A 21,610-nucleotide genomic window follows, 5' to 3' on the forward strand; every position below is an offset into this window, starting at 1 on the left:
AACTGGGAGTATCCCATATTATGAACCCCCAGTTCCATGTAAACGTTACTTCTTAATGGGATACCTTAACCTGATCCAGCAACAATTCCAAAATTTCATGAATTAGATAAGCATGTTGTTTGGCATATTTCTTGTCAACCATTTCATGGTGCGTAGAAAAGCCCTGGTATTCCATGTAGGTACCCATCGTCGACTCCTTCCATTTAAGTTCCTCTTCCCGTTCAATCTCTTTTGCTAAAATGAGGTGAATGCTTGCCTCAACCATACCGTCATTGATGATAGTATTGAGCAATGCACCGTAATTCTCGATGTTTTGAACAATTTTGTTCCGTATGCTCGCTACCTTGAGTATTTCATTCTCTTCTGCTGCTTTATCAATCAGTGCTACATTTTCACGAATTTCTTCATCATTTACAAGCTGATACTCGGTCTGCCTTAGCGTATCTAAAAGAATGATTCCCTGAACGTGATGACCTTTTTCTTCTAGTACTTTGGCAACCTCGAACGCCAGATTTCCCCCTGCTGAATACCCCATCAGTAGATATGGTCCCTCTGGTTGGATATTCAAAATGTGGTCGACATATTCATTAATCAGATAGTCATGCGCGATAAAATCAAATGAATAGATCGAGTAATCAGGAAGCTCACTTGCAATTTCTTTAAATGCAGCACCTAAACCAGCGATTGGCGGGAAGGCAAAGACGATTGGTTTTCCTCCTTCATTTAGCAGTGTAACAGGAATTTCTTCATCCACCTGCACATATTGCACGACAGTTAGCTTCTCGGCTAGTGGGCGAATGCTACGGTAGCGGAATACAAGCTGAAGTGGCATTTCTATTCCGATATCTCTACTAATAGCGGAGACAAGCTGAGCTGCTTTGAGAGAGTGTCCACCTAGCTCAAAGAAATCCGACTCTACACTGATTTGTTTCATACCAAGCACTTCTTCCCAGATAACCGCAAGCTTCTCCTCCATCTCAGTCTGCGGAGCAATGTACTCATTACCGATAACCATATTTTCTTCAGGTGCCGGTAAAGCCTTTTTATCAATCTTACCGTTTACCATTAGCGGCATGCTCTCTAGTTGAACAAAATAAGAAGGAATCATATAGGCTGGTAGAGTTTTTGCCAGTTGCTCTCGCAGCTCGGAAACCGTAATTGTCCGTTTTGCTTCGAAGTATGCACATAATTGATTTTGACCTGTTAAATCCTGAGTAACAGTCACTACCGCCTCCGCAATATCTTCAAGCTCTAGAATATGAGATTCAACTTCAAGCAACTCGATGCGGAATCCACGAACTTTGACTTGATCATCAATCCGGCCTAAAAACTCAATGTTTCCATCAGGAAGCCATCTAGCTAAATCACCTGTTTTGTATATCTTTTCACCTACAACAAATGGGTTCGTAATGAACTTCTCTGCTGTCAAATCAGGACGATTGAGATAACCGCGGGCAAGCCCTATTCCTCCAATGCATAACTCTCCTGGTACCCCAATAGGCTGTAGCTGATTTGTTTGATTTAAGATATAGATTTGTGTATTTGCTACCGGACGTCCGATCGGTAGTGCCCCATCGAGTCGTTCCTCTACAACCCACTCTGTTGATTGAATAGTAGTCTCTGTTGGTCCATATGCATTGATGAAACGAACATAATCTCTCCATGCTTTGGCTACTCCAGGTGTCAAGGCAGAGCCACCTGTTGAGACAAAACGAAGTGAAATGAGTCTTTCTGGGTTGACTACACTAGCGAATGCTCCAGGTATTTCTGCTACTGTTATTAGGTGTTTATTGATAAATGTCTCATACAACGCAGGGTCTTGAGTTGTCTCCTTGGTAGGGATGTATAGCTGTGCTCCATTGTGTAATGCCAAGAAAATTTCCATGATGGATGGATCAAACGATTGGCTTGTGTATTGAATGATACGGTCTTGCTCGCTCACACCATATTCTGCTTGGATATGATCTAATAGGTTAACCACTCCACGATGCTCTAGCATGACACCTTTCGGCTTACCTGTTGTGCCGGATGTATAGATGATATAGGCAAGATTCCTTGGTGAAGCTGGCAGTGCTAGATTTTGTGGTTCTCCTTGGAACAGAGACTGGTCATGTAAAGAAATAATTTCAAGGCTGTCTGAAATGTTAGCTTGTACGTCTACGGTTGTGTGTGTAAGCAGAATTTGTGCTTGACTGTCTTCGAGAATAAAGCGAATCCGTTCCATTGGATATGCGGGATCGATTGGGACATAAACACCATTCGCTTTGAGAACAGCTAAAATAGCGATATACATTTCAAGAGAGCGGTCAGCCATAATTGCTACGTTATCCTCCGCCTTTATCCCTTTTGCAACCAGTACACGCGCCAATTGATTTGCTTTTTCATTCAACTCCTGATAAGTCAAAGCTTGTCCTTCATAATAGAGAGCGCTATTAGCTGGGTGTAATTCTGCTTGAGCTTCAAAGAGCTGATGAATCGTCTTATTAGATTGGAAATCCCTATTTGTATCATTGAATTTTGTTACCAATTGATGTTTTTCCCTATCTGTCACCATGTCTATATCAGCTAAAATGACGTCAGGGCTCTTACTAATTGCACGTAGTACCTGTGTAAAATGGTCTGCGAAACGCTCCATACTTTCACGCTTAAACAATTTCGTGCAATAATTTAGATCAACACCAATTCCTTCTTCAGATTCATGAGCAGTCATAGTAAGGTCAAAGGTCGCCATATTTTGCTTGGTTTCATATAACGAGACCCTGGCTTCACCAAAGGATAAACCGCTTTCTGGACCATCCATATTTTGTAGAGTGAACATAACATCAAAGAGTTGATTACGGCTCATGTCACGTTTGAGGTCTAGTTTTTCTATCAGCACTTCAAATGGATAGTCTTGATTCTCATAGGCATGAAGCGCTGTATCTTTTATCTCAGCTAAGAAGCTCGAAAAACGCTTCTCGGCTTCTGGGAACCCACGCATGACTAACGTTCCTACAAACATCCCGACAATTTGTTGTAAATCAGTGTGTGGACGTCCAGCGATCGGGCTACCGATAAGAATGTCATTTTGACCACTGTATTTGGCAAGCGTAACCTGTAATGCTGCTAGTAATACCATATACATAGTCGTACCAGTTTCCATGGCCAGTTGTCGTAGAGCGCTTGAAAGTTCCTTGTCCACAGTAAATGGAACATTGTCACCATCATAGCTATAAACAGGCGGTCTTGGATAATCTGTTGGCATTTGGAGAACTGGCAAGTCGCCGGATAGATTCTCAAGCCAATACAGCTCTTGCTTCTGCATTTCATCAGATGTAAACATTTTTTGTTGCCACATAGCAAAATCCTTATATTGGATTGATAATGCGGGTAGTTCTTCTCCTGCATAAATCTTAGCTAGCTCTGTGAGTATGATACTCATGGAAACCCCGTCAGAAATGCTATGGTGCATATCAAGCAATAAAAGATGTTCCTTATCCTTATAAGTGACAAGGTGCGCTCTCAAAAGCGGTGCTTGATTCAAATCAAATGGTTGTGTAAATGTCGAGACGATTTGATTGCACTCATCCTCTGACCCTACTGTATGAACCAAATGGAACATTGCAGATTCATGAACAATCTGTCTCATTTGTCCATCTGTCCAATCAAAAGATGTCCGCAAGCTTTCATGACGATTGATTAGTTCTCGGAATGAGCTTTCCAGTCGAGCAGCTTCAATATCACCTGAAAGCCTCAAGGCTATTGGCATATTGTAGCTCAGCTCAGCTCCTTCCAGCTGTGTTAGGATAAGTAAGCGTTTTTGAGCGGAAGAGACTGGATAACTTTCTGCTATCTCCACAGGGTGTATTTCCTCAAAGGCACTCTTCTGTCCTTGACTGATGAGTGTGGCCATTTCTTCGAGTTTTGTGTGTTTAAAAATCTCACGAAGAGATGTCTCTGTTTCGAATTCTTTATGAATCTTCGAGAGGAGTACAGTCGCTTTTAATGAATGCCCTCCCAGTGCAAAGAAGTCATCAAGGACACTGATTCGTTCTACACCCAATACCTCTTGCCAAATCGAAACCAGCTTAGATTCGATTTCATTGCGTGGGGCCACATAAACTGATCCTGTGTCAACATTTTTGTCTGGTTTTGGCAGACTACGCTTATCGATTTTCCCGTTTAGTGTCACTGGCATTTTCTCCAATTTAATGAAGAAGGCCGGAATCATATAGGAAGGCAGGCTTTGCTCAAGATAGTGACGCAATTGGGTAATGGCTATGTTATTCGTGCTGACAAAATAAGCGCATAAATCAGTTTGTCCTCTCTCATCTGTAAGAGCAAGGACGACCGCTTCAGTAATGTCCTCATGTGATAGCAGGTGGGCTTCAATTTCTCCTAGCTCTATTCTAAAGCCACGAACCTTTACCTGATCATCTACGCGACCAAGATACTCAATATTTCCATCAGGAAGCCATCTTGCTAAATCACCTGTTCGATACATTTTTTCTCCAGGAACAAATGGATTGTCTACAAACTTTTCACGCGTTAGCTCAGGACGATTGAGATAGCCCCGTGCCAGCCCTACTCCACTTATGCAAAGTTCTCCTGGAATGCCAATCGGCTGTAATTGGTAATCGACTCCAACAATGTAGATCTGGGTATTATCAATTGGACGCCCGATCGGTAAGAGTCCATCTGCTCTTTCTTCTGTTACCCAGCCTGTTGCTTGGATAGACGCTTCAGTTGGCCCATAAGCATTGACGTATACTGTTTGGTCTTTCCATGCTTGAACCAGATCGGTAGTGATTGCAGACCCACCTGTAAATAAAAGGCGCAAGGTTGTTATGTTATCAGGATTTACATGTACGAGGAAGACAGGTGGTAAGGCCGCCACAGTAATGTGATGACGATTTACGTAATCTTCAAATAAGGCAGGGTCTTGAGTCGTCTCCTTCTTAGGCACGTACAACGTTGCTCCATGTAACAAGCAAGCAAAAATTTCTTTCACAGATGCATCAAAAGAAGGACTAACGTATTGTAAAACGCGATCTTCCTGATACATGCCGTAATGATCAAAAATATGCTGTTTTAGTTTAACAACCCCGTGATGCTCCAGCATTACACCTTTTGGCTTTCCTGTTGTTCCAGATGTATAGATGACATATGCTAGATCAGCTGGTGTGATTGATAGCTTCAGATTAGTAGAATCTCCCTGATACAGCCTATCATCTGAAAGCTCTACAATTTTGCCCTGATACGTAGCGATATCCATATGAACAGATTCAAGTAGATGACTTTGTGTTAAAAGAACCTTAGCTTGGCTATCTTCTAAGACATATGCGATTCTCTCACCTGGATAAGCTGGATCAATTGGGACATAGGCTCCTCCAGCTTTTAGAACGGCCATAATCGCCACAATCATTTCGATGCTTTTGTCTGCCATAACTGCAACAATTTGGTCTGTTCCTATTCCAAGTGCAAGTAATTCTCGTGCCAACTGGTTTGCCTTATCATTTAACTCTTGATACGTTAGTTGATCACCCTCAAAGTAAACAGCAGGATGATGTGGATGTTTCATGACCAGCTCTTCAAAAATCTGCGGAATCGTCTCGTCTTGTTCAAACGGGGCCTGCGTATCGTTAAATTCCACTAGTAATTTTTGTCTTTCTTCAGCAGAAACAATGTCTATTTCACTAACTTTACTAGATGGATCTGCTAGAATGCTTCGGGCGATTTGTTGCAGATTAGCTGCAATGCCCTCCATCATTTGCTTGTTGTAGACATGTGCGTTGTACATAAACTTAATATATAGCTTCTCACCAGGTCCCACTGCTATATTGAAATCGTAGTTGGTTTGCTCATATACCTCCATTTGCTGGAAGTCAATGTCTATCTTTTTAGCTAAATGAATATGGGTATCTTCTGCTGGAGTCGGATAATTCTCAAAAGCAATCAAATGGTCAAGCAAGCCCTGGCGTAATTCACTTGTGGATTGAATCTCGGCAAGTGAAAGATAGTCATAATCAGCAGAAGCAAGGGCATCTTCTTGTACCTGCTGCAATACTTGAGTAAATTGTGTCTCTGCATCTAGTTGGATACGAACAGGAATGGAATTGATAAATAAACCGACCATTTGTTCAATACCTGTAACATTAGCATTCCGACCAGAGACTACAGCACCGAATACCACATCATTAGTACGATTATATCGAGCTAGCAATATCCCCCAGATCGTTTGGAATACACTGTTTAAAGTGGTTTGGTATTGCTTGGCTATCTGCTCTAAACCACTTGTCATCGCTTTATCGAAGCAAAACTCATACAATTCTGTCTTGTATTCTACAGCTTCAGCCTTTCTTTCCTTTGGTATTGTAGCCAGTTGTTCGTATCCTGTCACATATTCCTTCCAATATGAGATTGCTTCTGCTTTATCTTGTTTTTCCAGCCAATTGATGTAGTCACTATACGGATAAACCGGACCAAGTGATAATGGAAGAGCATTAAGCAGAGAATGGTACGTATGAATAAATTCTCCCATGATGATCGGTATGCTCCAACCATCTGTAAGAATATGATGGAAGCTTAAAATCATAAGATATTCCTCTGCTGCTGTTTGCAGGATGGCCAATCGAATGAGTCTATCACTAGATAGCTTAAACCCGCGTTCTTTATCCTGTTGTTTAAAGTCCTCCGTATAGTTCACTCGATCCTCTTGAGCTAAAGCAGAGATATCTTCAAAGTGAACAGTGGCTTTGCGCTCATTAAGAACTACTTGCAGTGGACGTGTTAGGTCTTTTTGTACAAATATGGAACGTAACACGTCGTAGCGTTGGATGATTGAATTAAAGGCTTGTTCCATTTTAGAAAGATCCATATGCCCCGATATCGGCAGGCTGTATTGCTCCACATACATAGAGGTATTTGTATCTAGGTTTGCATGGAATAGCATTCCTTCTTGCATAGGAGAAAGTGGATATAACTTGCTGATTTCATTGGTTTTCAATTCAGATAGTACAAAGGTTCGAATTGTATCCCACTCTTCAATAGATAGACCTGCATAACCTAAGTCAGAAGGAGTTAATTCAGGTGTTGATTGGCTTGTGCAATGTCTGATGATGAGAAGGAGGTTTGATGTGAAGACTTCGATTAGCTTTTCAATACTCTCCTTCTGGAAGGCAAGGTGGTTATATACAAATGACAATTGCAGCTTGCCTCCAACGGTTGCACCAGTAATATCGATTAATTGCTCCCGATTCATCTCTGGATTTACAAGGCAACCTCTCGACATTTTTGAAATGGTAAATACCGCTGTTGTTACCTCCTGGTCAAACTGGCCTAAGTAATTAAAACTTATCTCTGGTTGTATGGTAAACGACATATCTAGCTTTTGATCTTCTGGGGTCAAATACTTGAGTATTCCGTAACCAATCCCTTTATTAGGAATTTTGTGTAGGGTTTCTTTGACTTGCTTAATTCCGTATGAAATGTCTGACACCTTAGACATAGGTAGCAGGACTGGGAAGGCAGATGTGAACCAACCGATTGTTCGATTGATGTCTATCTCTTCCATGATATCCTCGCGACCGTGTCCCTCAAGTAAGATAGCTATATCATTATTTGACGTCCATTCTTTAAGCGTTATCCCAAGCGCTGTTAGCAGGATGTCGTTCATCTCAGTACGATATGCACGATGCACGTCTGTTAATAGAAGAGCTGTATCCGTCTCGGAAAGTTCCATTGATAGAGTAGAACTATCCTTCATACGGTTATGACTAGTTATGAAATCAGTTGGAATCGGATCAATGCTTGTTTGTTCTAGTTGATCCCAATAACTCTTCTCTCTAAGTAGCTCTTTACTTGTAGAGTAATCCTCTAATCGTTTTGCCCATTCCTGCAACGAAACGGTCTTCGCAGGGAAAACGATTGGCTCCCCATTTTGTGCTTGTTCATAACCTGTTGTAAAATCCTCCAGTAAGATACGCCACGAAACACCGTCAATGACAAGATGATGAATGGCGATCAGAAGATGATCACCTTCTGTAGTTTTGAATAAGCCTAATTTGACCAACGGCCCTTGATGAAGCAAGCCCATACTGCTTTGAATACGGTTTGCCTCTTGGTCAATCCGTACAGCCAACTGTTCTTCGCTTGATTCCTCCAACAAATCAATAACTTCTATAGTAAAAGAGGCTTCCGTGTCATTGATTCCTCGATTTACTTGTTTTGCCATATCGTTTGGAGTAAAGGAATAAGCCATGCGTAATGCATCGTGATGATGGACAATTTGGGTAAATACCTGATGAACATGCTCTACGTTAAATCCTTCTGGTCGGTAGAGGAAGTTCGCCTGGTTAAAATGATGCAGGCTTGCACTGTGTTCCGTGAATAACCAGCGTTGGATTGGTGTAAGTGGTACGTTTCCTTCAACCGATCCTTGATCGAAGGCTTGAGTGCCTGCTTTTACATACGAACTTAGCTGTGCAATCGTCGGATTTTTAAACAAATCGCTAATTACTAGTCTTTGGCCTTCCTTATGCAGGCGGGAGGAAATTTGAATCGCCTTGATTGAATCCCCACCTATTTCAAAGAAGTTATCATGAATACTGATCTGTTCTACTCCTAGAACAGCTTGCCAGATACTTGCAAGTGTTGCTTCTATTTCATTTCGTGGCGCTACATATTCTCTACCAGTTGAGTTTGATGTAGCTGGCTTTGGTAATCGTTTTTTATCAACTTTTCCGTTTACTGATACCGGTATGCTTTCTAACTGCACAAAGTAAGCTGGAATCATGTAAGAAGGTAAATGCTGTCCAATTTGCTGTCTTATATCAGCTATATTGATTTCATGATCAGCAACGATATATGCACATAAATCGGGTTGTCCCTCTTCATTCGTAAAGGCTATTACTACTGCTGCGTGGATCTCATCAAGGGAAAGCAAATGTGCTTCAATCTCGCCTAATTCGATACGGTAGCCGCGTATTTTTACCTGATCGTCTATCCGTCCAAAGTATTCGATCATTCCGTCAGGTAGCCATCTTACTAAATCTCCTGTTTTGTACATGCGTTCGCCTTCTGCAAATGGATGCTCAACAAACACCTTTTCGGTAAGCTCTGGTTTATTGAGATAGCCACGGGCTAGGCCTGCTCCGCTAATGCATAATTCGCCTAAGACACCAATCGGTTGCAACTGGTTCTGCTTATTAAGAACATAGGCTTTCGTATTTGGAATGGGGCTACCAATCGGTAAAGCCTCATCTTCACGATCTGTACCAATCCATGTAGTAGCTATAACAGACGATTCAGTCGGTCCATAGGCATTCATATAGGTCGTTCGATTCTTCCAAGTAGCTACAATTTCATTATTCGATGCAGAACCGCCCGTTAGTAGAAGACGCATCGATGATAATTTGTTTGGCTCCACGTTGCCGATATATACAGGTGGTAGTAAGCCTATCGTAATTTGGTGCGCCTCTATATAGTCCCCAAAAGCAACCGGATCGTAAATTGTATCTTGGGTTGGAATGTATAATGTTGCTCCTGTTAGTAAGCTAATCATGATTTCCCAGATAGAAACATCGAAAGAAGAGCTTGCAAATTGCACCATACGATCGCCAAAGCCAATGTCAAAGTCTGATTGGTAATAGGTTTTCAAGCTAATGATTCCGTGGTGTTCAACCATAACCCCTTTTGGTTTACCGGTAGTACCTGAAGTATAGATCACGTATGCTAGGTCTGTTGGTGAAGCTTGTATGTCTACATTAGTTACTTCACCCTGATAGAGTTTTTCGTCATCTATATCGAGGATACTACCATCAAAAGGCACTTTGTCCATAAGATGCTTCTGTGTAAGGAGAACCTTTGCATTGCTGTCCTCCAGCATATATTGAATTCGATCTGCCGGATGGACTGGATCAATTGGTACATACGCACCACCAGCCTTGAGTACGGCTATAATCGATACAATCATCTCTATTGATCGATTTGTCATGATAGCGACAATCTTGTCCTTCGCTACCCCTTTGCTCATTAACAGGCGTGCCAGTTGATTTGCTTTTTCATTTAATTCCTGATAAGTGAGTTGTTTCCCCTCAAAATAAATAGCTACCTGCTCTGGTGACAAAGCTGCTTGTTTATCAAACAACTGCTGGATCGTTGCTTGGGTATCGAACTCTCTGTCAGTATCATTAAATGTGAAGAGAAGCTGTTCTTTTTCTGCTGGTGTGACCATGTCAATTTGAGAAATTTGAATATCGAGATTATTGACAATGGAACGCAATACTTGCACAAAATGTCCTGCTAAACGATCAATGGTGTCCTTTCTAAATAGTTTCGTACTGTAGTTTACGTAGCAACTGATCTCTTCTCCTACTTCAAATGCCGCTAATGTAAGATCAAATTTAGCTAGATTGAAGATGGCTTCATAAGGAGTTGTTGCAACCCCATCTATTTTCAGCATTTCATTGCCGACGTTTTGTAAGGCAAACATAACGTCGAATAACGGATTGCGGCTCATGTCACGATTAACATCAAGCTTTTCCACGAGTTCTTCAAACGGATAATCTTGATTTTCAAACGCTTGCAAAGTGCTTTCTTTTACCTCTTTAAGATAGCTGGTAAATGTCTTTTCGAAAGCCGGGAATCCTCTCAGAGCAAGTGTTCCAACAAACATTCCGACCGTTTCCTCAACATCAGCATGTTGTCTGCCTGCCACAGGGCTTCCTACAATTATTTCTTCTTGTCCGCTGTATTTAGTAAGCAAGACCTGGAACGCCGCAAGAAGAACCATATACATTGTTGTACCCGTTTGTGAGGTGATTTGATGAAGGCTCTTGGTCAAATCAGCATCGATGTCAAACGAAAGAATGTCTCCTTCAAAGTTTTGGATTGATGGTCTAGCATAATCTGTCGGCATTTGAAGTGTCGGTATTTCTCCTTCAAATGTTTTTAACCAATAGGCCTCTTGCTTTTGCATCCTATCAGTCTGATATAGATCTTGTTGCCATGCCGCAAAGTCCTTGTATTGAATTCGTTGACCTGGTAGCTGTTCCCCGGCATACAGCTTCGATAGCTCACGAAGTATGATGTTTGTGGAGACACCATCTGAGATGATATGGTGCATATCAATCAGGAGGATATGCTCATCTTCTTTTATGGTGACTAATTCCACTCTAAATAACGGAGCTTGATTTAGATCAAAAGGTCTAATAAATGCCTGTACTGCACGAGCTATGGCTTTTTCATGAGTTGAATGATCAGTGGACAGCTCTTTGCAAGACATGTTGAAATCAACAGATGGATGAATAATTTGCACAGGCTCCCCATCAATCCAATCAAACGAGGTACGCAGACTTTCGTGACGTTGTACCAGATTTTTGCATGCTTCTTCCAATCGATCCCGGTCGATACAACCACTTAATTTGTATACAACAGGCATATTGTAGGCTAATTCTGCACCTTGCATTTGGGCAATAATTAACACGCGCTTCTGTGCAGAGGACACAGAATAATACTGGCTTGGCTTAACCGGTTGTATTTCCGAATAATGAGTCTTCTGTGTATTTGTAATCAGTGTTGCCAGTGACTCTATGGTTTTATATTGGAACAGATCACTTAATGCAATTTGTACATCACATTCTTTATGCAATCTAGATGCAAGAATGGTAGCCTTGAGAGAATGTCCGCCGAGTTCAAAGAAATCATCATGTATCCCGATAGAACTGATGCCAAGCAATTCCTGCCATATCACAACCAGCTTTTCTTCTACTTTTGTGCGCGGAGCAATATATTCAGCAGTTTTTCCAATAAATTCGTCTTTGGGCAGCGCTTTTCTGTCAATTTTACCGTTTGGAGAAAGCGGCATTTTTTCAAGCTGAATAAACCGTGCTGGAATAAAGTAGCTAGGTAGATCATTTGCTAAAAAGTCCCGCAATTCAGCGGAGTCTATTTCTTTCGTAGCTACAAAATAGGCACATAAATATTTTTCCCCTTGACTATCTTGACTTGCAATCACAACGGTTTCCTTTATACCCTCAAATGCCAATATCTGGGTTTCGATCTCGCCAAGCTCTATACGGAATCCCCGAATCTTCACCTGATGATCGATACGACCCAAATATTCAATATTTCCATCCGGCATCCATCGTGCAAGGTCCCCGGTACGATACATTCGTTCGCCGTTTACATACGGATTCGAAACAAATTTTTCAATGGTTAGCTCCGGTCGATTCAAATAACCACGTGCTACTTGTACCCCGCCAATGCAAAGTTCACCTGCTACTCCTACAGGCTGAAGCTGATTTTCTTTACTGACAATGTATAACTGCGTATTATCAATCGGTTTTCCGATCGGTACAGTATCCATTCTCTCTTCTTCTACGGAGCATTCAAATACCGAAACGTCTACAGTAGCTTCTGTTGGTCCGTATAAATTCACTAATTTGGTCTGGTACGCATTGTGAAGAAGCGATTGGAAACGTTCTACATGTGCGACTTGCAATGCCTCACCAGAAGCAAAGACCGTACGTAAGCTTGCCAGCCTTTCGATTTCCGCTACGTGTAAATGGACATGCTCCAGGAAGGCATGAAGCATCGAAGGTACAAAATGAATGGTCGTCACACGCCGGTGTTCAATTGCATTTACAATAGTAGACGAATCCTTTTCTCCTTCCGGTATGAGGAAGCACACCTTGGCTCCTACAAATGCCCACCAGAACATTTCCCATACAGAAACATCGAAGGTAAACGGAGTCTTTTGCAGGATGACATCATTTTCAGTGAGCGGATATGCTTTTTGCATCCAGAGCAGTCGATTAAGTACAGACGTATGTTCAATCATCGCGCCTTTTGGTTTGCCAGTCGAACCAGACGTATAGATAACATAAGCAAGATCGGTCGCTTGATTCACATGTTCTAGATTGGTGCTGTCTGTGTGATAGGCAGCAGGTTGATCTATCTCGATGACAAGACCATTAAAATCGACTAGTCCAGTGTATGTTGATTGGGTTAATAAGATTTGTGCCTTACTGTCTTCTAGCGTAAATTCTAAACGATCCTGTGGATGCTTCGGATCTAGTGGCAGATAGGCTCCTCCTGCCTTCAGAATCCCCAAAATACCGATTATCATCTCAAAGGAGCGATCAAGCATGATTCCTACAATACTGTTCGGTGTTACACCATTCGCTCGTAATGTTCGAGCTAGCTGATTCGTACGCTCATGTAACATACGATAGGTCAATTCTTCATCCTCAAAATAAACAGCGGAATTGTCGGGAATTCTTGCAACAGTTTCTTCAAATAGCTGATGTATCGTCTTATGTCGTGGGTAATCTGCTGTTGTTTGATTAAATTCGTAAAGGATCTGATGTTTCTCAGCCTCAGATAAGATATTGATATTGCCTAGCTTCATTTCTGGCTGGGAAACAACCGCACGTGCCAATTCTGTCAAGTGGGAAGCTATGCTTTCTACAAGCTGAGGTGCATAGATTTGTTCGTTGTATCTAAAATTTACATATAGCTGATCATAAGGGGCAACGAGCACATTGAAATCATAGTTTGTCTGCTCAAATACCTCCATCCTTGCAAACTCAAAATCCAATCTCTGCTGATTGGAGGAAGCTCGTTCTTTGTCAGGCGTTGGATAGTTTTCAAAAACGAGAAGATGGTCTAATAATCCTTGCTTTAAGGAGCTCATAGCCTGTATTTCGGCAAGTGATAAATAGTCGAATTGCGACGCAGCAGTTCCACGTTCTTTTACCTGTTGTAATAACTCAGTAAAGCTTAGTTCGGCAAAAGGCTGCACACGTACAGGTATCGTATTGATAAATAAGCCCACGATTTGTTCAATACCTTGTATATCTGCGTTCCGGCCAGAGACAACAGCTCCAAAAACAACATCGTCTACTCCGTTATAGCGACCTAAAAGAATGCCCCATAGGCTTTGGAAAACATTGTTTAATGTAGTATGATGTTGTTTTGCCAATCGTTCTAGTCCAAGCGTCGTCTCGTTATCAAAATGGAAAAGATGGTTAGCTTGAACGTAGTTTCTTGTTTTCTGCGAGCGCCATTTTGGTAGAGTAGCTAGCTGCTTATATCCGAGAAGTTCATTTTTCCAATAAGAAAGAGCATCTTCTCTGTCCTGCTTCTCCAACCATTCAATATAGTCGCTATATGGATAAACAGCATGAAGCTGAATGGCTCTATTGTTCAGCAGGGAATGGTACGTTCGTATCAGTTCATCCAATACGAGAACGAAGCACCAGCCGTCCATAATAATATGATGGAAGCTTACGAGCAATTGATAGGTGTCCTCCCCTGTTTTTAACACCGTAAGTCGTAGGAGAACGTCCTTATGGATTGCAAACCCTTCCTGCTTATCCTTCTCTTTGCAGGAATTAAGATATGATTGCTGGTTGGCCTCGTCTAAATGAGAAATGTCTTCAAACTGGATGGTTGTTTTCCGCTCTTGCAGAACAACCTGTACCGGGCGTTTCAATTCCTGATGGACAAACACAGTTCGTAATACATCATAGCGAGCTAGTACTGCGTTTAAGCTTTGTTCAAGAAGAGCTAGATCAAGGGTGCCATGAAGCGGAATGCTATTTTGCTCAAAATAGGCGGGACTGTCAGGCTGTAATTCAGAATGAAATAGCATACCTTCCTGCATAGGTGAAAGCGGATATATTTTACTAATGCTTGTCTGACCAATCATCTCTTGTAATATGGCTTGAATGCTTTCGAATTCCTCGATAGAGAGATTCTGGGCCCCTACATCGGATGGAGTCAGCTCGCTTGTTGTTTTTATCACGCAATGGTCAACAAGTTGGAGCAGATTTGTCTTAAACTGATCGGCAATATGTTGAATCGTGGATTCATGATAGGCGTGATGATTGTAGGTGAAAATCATTTGTAGCTTACCATTGAAGATTCCACCATTGCATTCTAGTAATTGATTACGCACAAAGTATGGACTGATTGCTTCCCCGTTAGACATCTGCGAAGAAGTGAACACCTCTGTTGCAGTGTCTTGATCGAATTGCCCAAGATAGTTAAAGCTAATCTGTGGCTGTAACGTAAACGACATTGATTCAGTATGCTCTTTTGGGGTTATATATTGTAGGATACCGTAACCAATACCTTTATTTGGGATGCTTCTTAATGCTTCTTTCGTAAGCTTAATTTGTTTCGACAATTCATCTTCTTTGATAGGCAGAAGAACCGGATAGGCAGATGTAAACCAGCCGATCGTACGAGTAACATCCATATTCGCAATGATATCTTCACGACCATGTCCTTCGAGTAATAGGAGTACGTTCTCTTCTCCTGTCCAGTTTTTCACTGTGAGACCTAATGCAGTCAATAAGAGGTCATTGATTTCCGTGTGATAAGCATGGTGTACATCTTTTAATAGCTGTTTAGTTTGTTGTGGAGTAAGTTCTATGTGAATATCCGAGCTGTCCATTTTGAGATTATTTGTAATAGGTCCATCAGTTGGTAAAGGCTGAATTGTAGTTTGCTCCAACTGTCTCCAATAAGGTTTTTCTTTAAGAAACGCCTTACTAGCTGCATAGGATTGCAACTGATTCGACCATTCTTTAAACGAGACTGTTTTTGCTGGAAGCAAGAGAGCTTCTCCTCTAGCTGCTTGACTATAACCTGTTGATAAGTCCTCCAATAAAATACGCCAGGAAACTCCATCTATAACCAAGTGATGAATCACGATCAATAAATGATCTCCTGAAGTAGTTTTAAACAAACCTACCTTAACCAACGGCCCCTGATTTTCGAGATCGATGCTTGTTTGAAGACGATCGGCATGCTGTTTCATTTGATCTTTTATGACTGATTCGTTTGTTTCATCGGTCAAATCAATTATTTCAAAATCAAAACGATCAGCAGTGAATGCTTGATTTACCTGCTGAATGCTTTCATTTTCTAGAGTAGAATAGGTCATTCGTAATGCATCATGGTGCTCGATGATGCGCTCAAACACCTGTCTAATTATTTCAGCATCAAATCCCTCTGCCCGATACAGCATATTGGCTTGATTAAAATGATGTCTATTGTTTCTTTGATTCTGGAAGAACCAATGCTGAATAGGAGTAAGCGAAACATCACCTACCACCATGCCCTGATCATAGGAGTTTTTCACTACCTTGACGTATTTGCTTAGCTCGGAAATAGATAGATGCTTAAATATATCGCGCATTTCTACTTTTAAGCCATCTTTATGCAGACGTGCTGAAATTTGAATTGCTTTAATCGAGTCTCCACCGATCTCGAAAAAGTTGTCCATAATACTGATACGCTCTACGCCGAGCACTTTTTCCCATGCGCTGGCGAGTAATTCCTCGACCTCATTTCGCGGTGCCACATATGGCAAGCCAGTATGGAGCGTTCCCTCTGGTTTTGGAAGAGCCTTCTTGTCAATCTTGCCGTTTACAGTAAGCGGCATTTCGTCAAGCTGCATAAAAGTAGAAGGAATCATGTAAGCTGGTAGGTTTTTCCCAATGGATTGGCGCAGCTCCAGGACGCTCATTTCTCGTGTCGCCACAAAGAAGGCACATAGGTCAGTCTGTCCATTATCGTTGGTAAACGGGATGACGGTAGTTTGAACAACCTCTTCGATTTCTAGCATTTGTGCTTCGATCTCTAGTAATTCAATACGGTAACCACGAATTTTTACCTGATCGTCCATACGTCCCAGATATTCTATGTTGCCATCTGGCATCCACCTTACCAGGTCACCTGTTCTGTAGATTTTCTCACCAGTTTTAAGTGGATGAGCGATAAATTTTTCTTGGGTTAACTCAGGGCGGTTAAGGTAACCACGCGCTAGTCCCACACCGCCTATGCATAGTTCTCCGGCTACACCTACAGGCTGTAGCTGATGCTCGGAGTTAAGAACATACACCTGAACATTATCAATCGGCTTACCAATAGAGATTATGCCGTCTTCTCGCTCTTCAGCAAGCCATGCCGTTGCCTGAACGGATGCCTCTGTGGGACCGTATGCATTTACATACATCACACGATCTTTCCAAGTGCGTACCATTTCTAATGTCGTTGCAGATCCGCCCGTAAATAAGAGACGTAAGGAACGGAGCTTGTCTGCATTTACATGAACTGCAAAAACAGGCGGTAATACGGCCACTGTGATTTGATGATTACTCAAATAGCTTTCATATAGGGCTGGATCTTGTGTTGTTTCCTTGGTCGGAATATACAAGGTAGCACCGTGTAGCAAGCACATGAAGATTTCTTTTACAGATACGTCAAAAGAGGAGCTAGCATATTGAACGACTCGATCCTGCTTGCAGAGTCCGTATTGTGTAGAAAGGAATTGTTGTAAATTGACAATTCCACGATGCTCAACCATAACCCCCTTTGGCTTACCTGTTGTTCCGGAAGTGTAGATGACATAAGCAAGATCAGTCGCTTGCACTGACCATGTAGGATTTGCAGTATCTCCAACGAAAAGCTTCTCATCCTCTAGCTCAAGGATGTGTCCGTCAAACGATATATCTTTTACATATTGTTGTTGAGCCAACAGAATATTGGCCTCACTATCCTGTAGCATGTAAGAAATCCGCTCTGATGGATGTACAGGATCTATGGCAACATAGGCTCCTCCTGCCTTAAGAATAGCTAACATGGAAACAATCATTTCCACAGAACGATCTGCGAGTATGGCTACTAGCTGATCAGTAGTGACTCCCATATCACGAAGGCAATGGGATAGTTGGTTTGCCTTTTCATTTAATTCTTGGTATGTGAGCCTTGAACCCTCAAAGTAGACAGCTATTTGCTCAGGGTTCATTGCCACCTGCTCTTCAAAGAGTTGATGAATCGTTTTCTCTTGTGGGAATGGCTTCACAGTTTGATTGGATAAAGCAATAAGATTATGTTTTTCCCTTTCCGAGAGCATTTCTAGCTCAGCTATCTTCTTCTCTGGGAATGAGATTGAATCTTGGGTTATACGTAATAGATGATCAGCCAGTCTATTTATTTCATCTTCTGTATACATTTCCGCTACATAATCTATTTCAATAGTCAATAAGTCCTTATCTTTATGCTCTTGAATATGTAAAGCGATCTCTTCTGTCATATGACCTACAAACAACTGTTCTACTGTATAACGAACCCCTGCTATTTGTTCAAAATCGAGGATTTGATACCCGGCAAAAAGGCGAAACAGACTATTTACATGAGGATGCTTGTCACGAACCTTTTGCATGACTTGATCATATGGATATTTCTGGTGACGAAATAATTTATTCTGCTTCTTGGCTACATCCCGAATAAACGTAAGAACATCTTGTGCGGGATTGCCTTGAAACCTAAACGGCATCGTACTAACTAGCATACCAACCATATCTTTTTCTTTACGCTGTGTCCGATTATTGCAGGTTGTACCGATGGTGATGTCTGTTTGTCCTGTCAAACGATACACATAGGCATGAAACATCGACATGAATAGTGTGAAAATACTAATATTATTTTCTGCGCAAAATTGTTGTGCCCGATCTCGTAATTCCTGTGGTACTATGATTCTTTTTCTTTTTGCTTTCGTACTTACAGAATAAGCGTCATAGGCTTTAAACCCAGTAAATTCTGGTAAGGTAGCAAACTCCTCATGCCAAAATTCTCGATCTTTTTGGAAACGCACTGAGCTTATGTACTTTTCCTCATCGTGAATAAAATCGATAAAAGAAGCTGGTATATGCATGTTTTGGGAGTTTAATACATCTGTACCGTCAAGCAATTCTGTATAAATGGAAATGATATGATTCACAATGTGAACATAAGCCATGCCGTCCGTAATGATGTGATGAGTTTTTAGGTAAATATACCCTTTCTGTTCATTACACTTAATGACGGAACATTCAAACAATTGTTTGTTTATAAGTTCAAATGGTATTGCAAATCTTTCATTAGCCCAAGAGTAGAGCTCATCCTCAGTCGTTTTATCACTAAAATCTATGATGGGCAGTGCCTCTTCACGATAAGGTGCAATATACTGCCTTGGTTCATTGGTCTGAGAATCCACCATAATGCGTAGGCGAATCGAATCATTCATTTGAATAAATGTTTGGATTGCTTTTTGCAACAGGGCATAGTCTAGCTTTTCTGCTTGTAGCCTAATAAGACCCCCAATGTTTGAAATACTGGTGTTAGGAAAAAATTCCTCTGTAAACCAGATACGTTTCTGGGAGTGAGTGAGCGGGTAAATCTGTTCGTGGTTGAGCATCCCAATTTTTCCTCCTAATAGAATTTAGTGTAAGTATTTGTTAATAAGTTGTGTTTTTACAATTGTAGCATTATTTTTTAAAGTGAAATTATCAATATTCTGTCTTTTCATTCTGTTTTTTATTACCATTTTATCAAGTAAAAGTAATAAACAAAACCAAAAATAACAGGAAAGTTAAAAAATAAAAATCCTAAAATACGAAATAACAAAGGTTAATTGTGCATGTTTACATTACAAATTTATAACTAGTAAAAGAGTTATTTGCTACTTTAGAGCATAAAACAATCAAAGTCTTCATTATATCTATCAATGTTTCTAAAGCTTACAAGCTAATTCTGATTCGATTCTCTCCCCCATCTTCTTGATTTGTAAATGATAGGGTTTTCTTTACAATAATCAAACAGGCTATGCTAATGAACCTTTTGCAAAATAGTAGACTAAAAAACAAGAATCCTATTTATTCTTGAAAATGTAAAATAGTTACATATAATTACATGTAAAAATTAACCAATAACAGACTGGCGAAGGAGCTTTTTTCCTGATCAAATCCAAAGATGCTAGTTTGCATCATTTACTGTTTCAAAGAAATAATATATAATACTTTAATTATTTAGATTTCAATGTATCCTCCAAACGATCCCTTGAGGCGTAAAACCGCAAAAAAGAAAAGCCAATTCCTTTTTTAGTGAAGGAATCGACTTATTGATTGCTCTCTTTTCTAAGAGACCTAATGTAATCTTTTTAAAGGAAGCTCTGCTGGACCCTCAAGAACTTCGCCCGTATGTGAAAATCTTGAGCCGTGGCAAGGACAATCCCAGGTCCGGTCGCCATGATTCCACTCTGTTTCACATCCTAAATGTGTACATGTCGTATCTACGACAAATAATTGACCTTTTTCATTCTTATAAGCACCCGCACGTTCTCCATTATATAGAACAACACAGCCTTCCCCATCCGCTAAATCTTCTATTTTTCGATCAGGGACTTCAAGTTTCCCACTAATTAAATGCTTAGCGACATCAAGATTTACTGCAAAGAATTCCTTTAAACTAGGATTTATATAAAACCGTGAAGGACGATATAGCTCAAGATAAGGGTTGTCTCTTTTTAGCACAATATCTCGAAGAAGCAGTGCTGCGGCAGTACTATTTGTCATTCCCCATTTTCTGTAGCCCGTTGCCACTAGAACATTGTGATGATTGGCAGTGATCTCTCCAATATATGGAACCTTATCTAAAGTGACGAGATCCTGAGTTGACCAGCGATAAAGGATTTCCTTTACATCAAATACTTCATGAGCAAATGCTTCTAAGGCTTTGTAATGTTCAAGAGTGTCCTTTCCTTGCCCGGTTTTATGACCATCTCCTCCGATCAGCACAAGATCTTCTCCATTCATGCTTACGGATCGTAGAGATCGCGTTGGCTGATCTGCGCTAATATACATACCACCTGGAAACTCTTTTTTCGTTTTAATGGCAACTACATATGATCTTTGTGCTTGCAATCTTGTAAAATAAAAACCCATCCCATCGTAAAAAGGAAAATGGGAACACGAAAGAACATAATTTGCTGTGACTCGTTGACCTTCGCGGGTAATTATAGTTGGCTGATCGCCTTCTTCGAGATCGACGGCCATCGAATTTTCAAAAATGAGGCCTCCATTTTCAACAACCAATTGTACAAGCTTGTCTAGATAGGCTAACGGATGGAATTGTGCTTGATCTTTCATTGATAACGCATTATGAATGTTAATATCAAAGGGGATGTCATTGACGAGCTCCCCAGGAATACGAAGCTGTTGATAGGCCGAATACTCTTGCTCCAGCTTATGGGCATACTCTTTGGTAGTAGCATAAATATAGGCATCCTGTTGACTAAAATCACAGTTGATTTGATGCTCCGAAACAGTCTGCTTAATAAATTGGAGTGCTTCTGAATTGGCTTCATAATACAGTCTTGCTTTTGTTTGTCCCATATGGCTGATTAATTCATCATAAATCAAATCGTGCTGGGCTGTAATTTTAGCTGTTGTATGCCCAGTAGTTCCATTTACTAACCGATTGGCTTCTAGTAATGCTACCTTCAAGCCTTCCTTTACGAGAAGATAGGCAGCTGTGATGCCAGTTATTCCTCCACCAATAATAACCACATCTACCTTTAGGTCTTCTTGCAAGGCCGGAAATGTCGGCAATTGAATGAAATCTTTCCAGTATGGGTCGGGAAAGCGTGGTAGGTCTTCCCTTCCTATGTCATTACGTGTCATTCGTTATCCTCCGTTTTTCAATCCTTGTTGAAAACAGTTGTTTCCAAAAACCATGGGTTCCTATACCTTGTAAGAGTATTTGGAAGTAATCTTTTTCACGTTTTGAATCTCTGGAA

Annotated in this window: 2 protein-coding genes; both read right to left on the reverse strand. The window is 41.0% G+C overall.

The window, feature by feature from the left end:
* Positions 1–52: 52 nt before the first annotated feature.
* The gene (locus GOP56_RS04620) at positions 53–19,231 is read right to left on the reverse strand and encodes a non-ribosomal peptide synthase/polyketide synthase (RefSeq protein WP_163244656.1); all 19,179 of its coding nucleotides are present in this window, start codon (positions 19,229–19,231) and stop codon (positions 53–55) included.
* Positions 19,232–19,958: 727 nt separating this feature from the next.
* A complete protein-coding gene (locus GOP56_RS04625) occupies positions 19,959–21,494 on the reverse strand; it encodes an FAD-dependent oxidoreductase (RefSeq protein ID WP_163244657.1) in 1,536 nt (511 codons plus the stop codon).
* Positions 21,495–21,610 lie beyond the last annotated feature (116 nt).

This window comes from Brevibacillus sp. 7WMA2, from assembly GCF_010748895.1.
GTDB lineage: Bacteria > Bacillota > Bacilli > Brevibacillales > Brevibacillaceae > Brevibacillus_B > Brevibacillus_B halotolerans.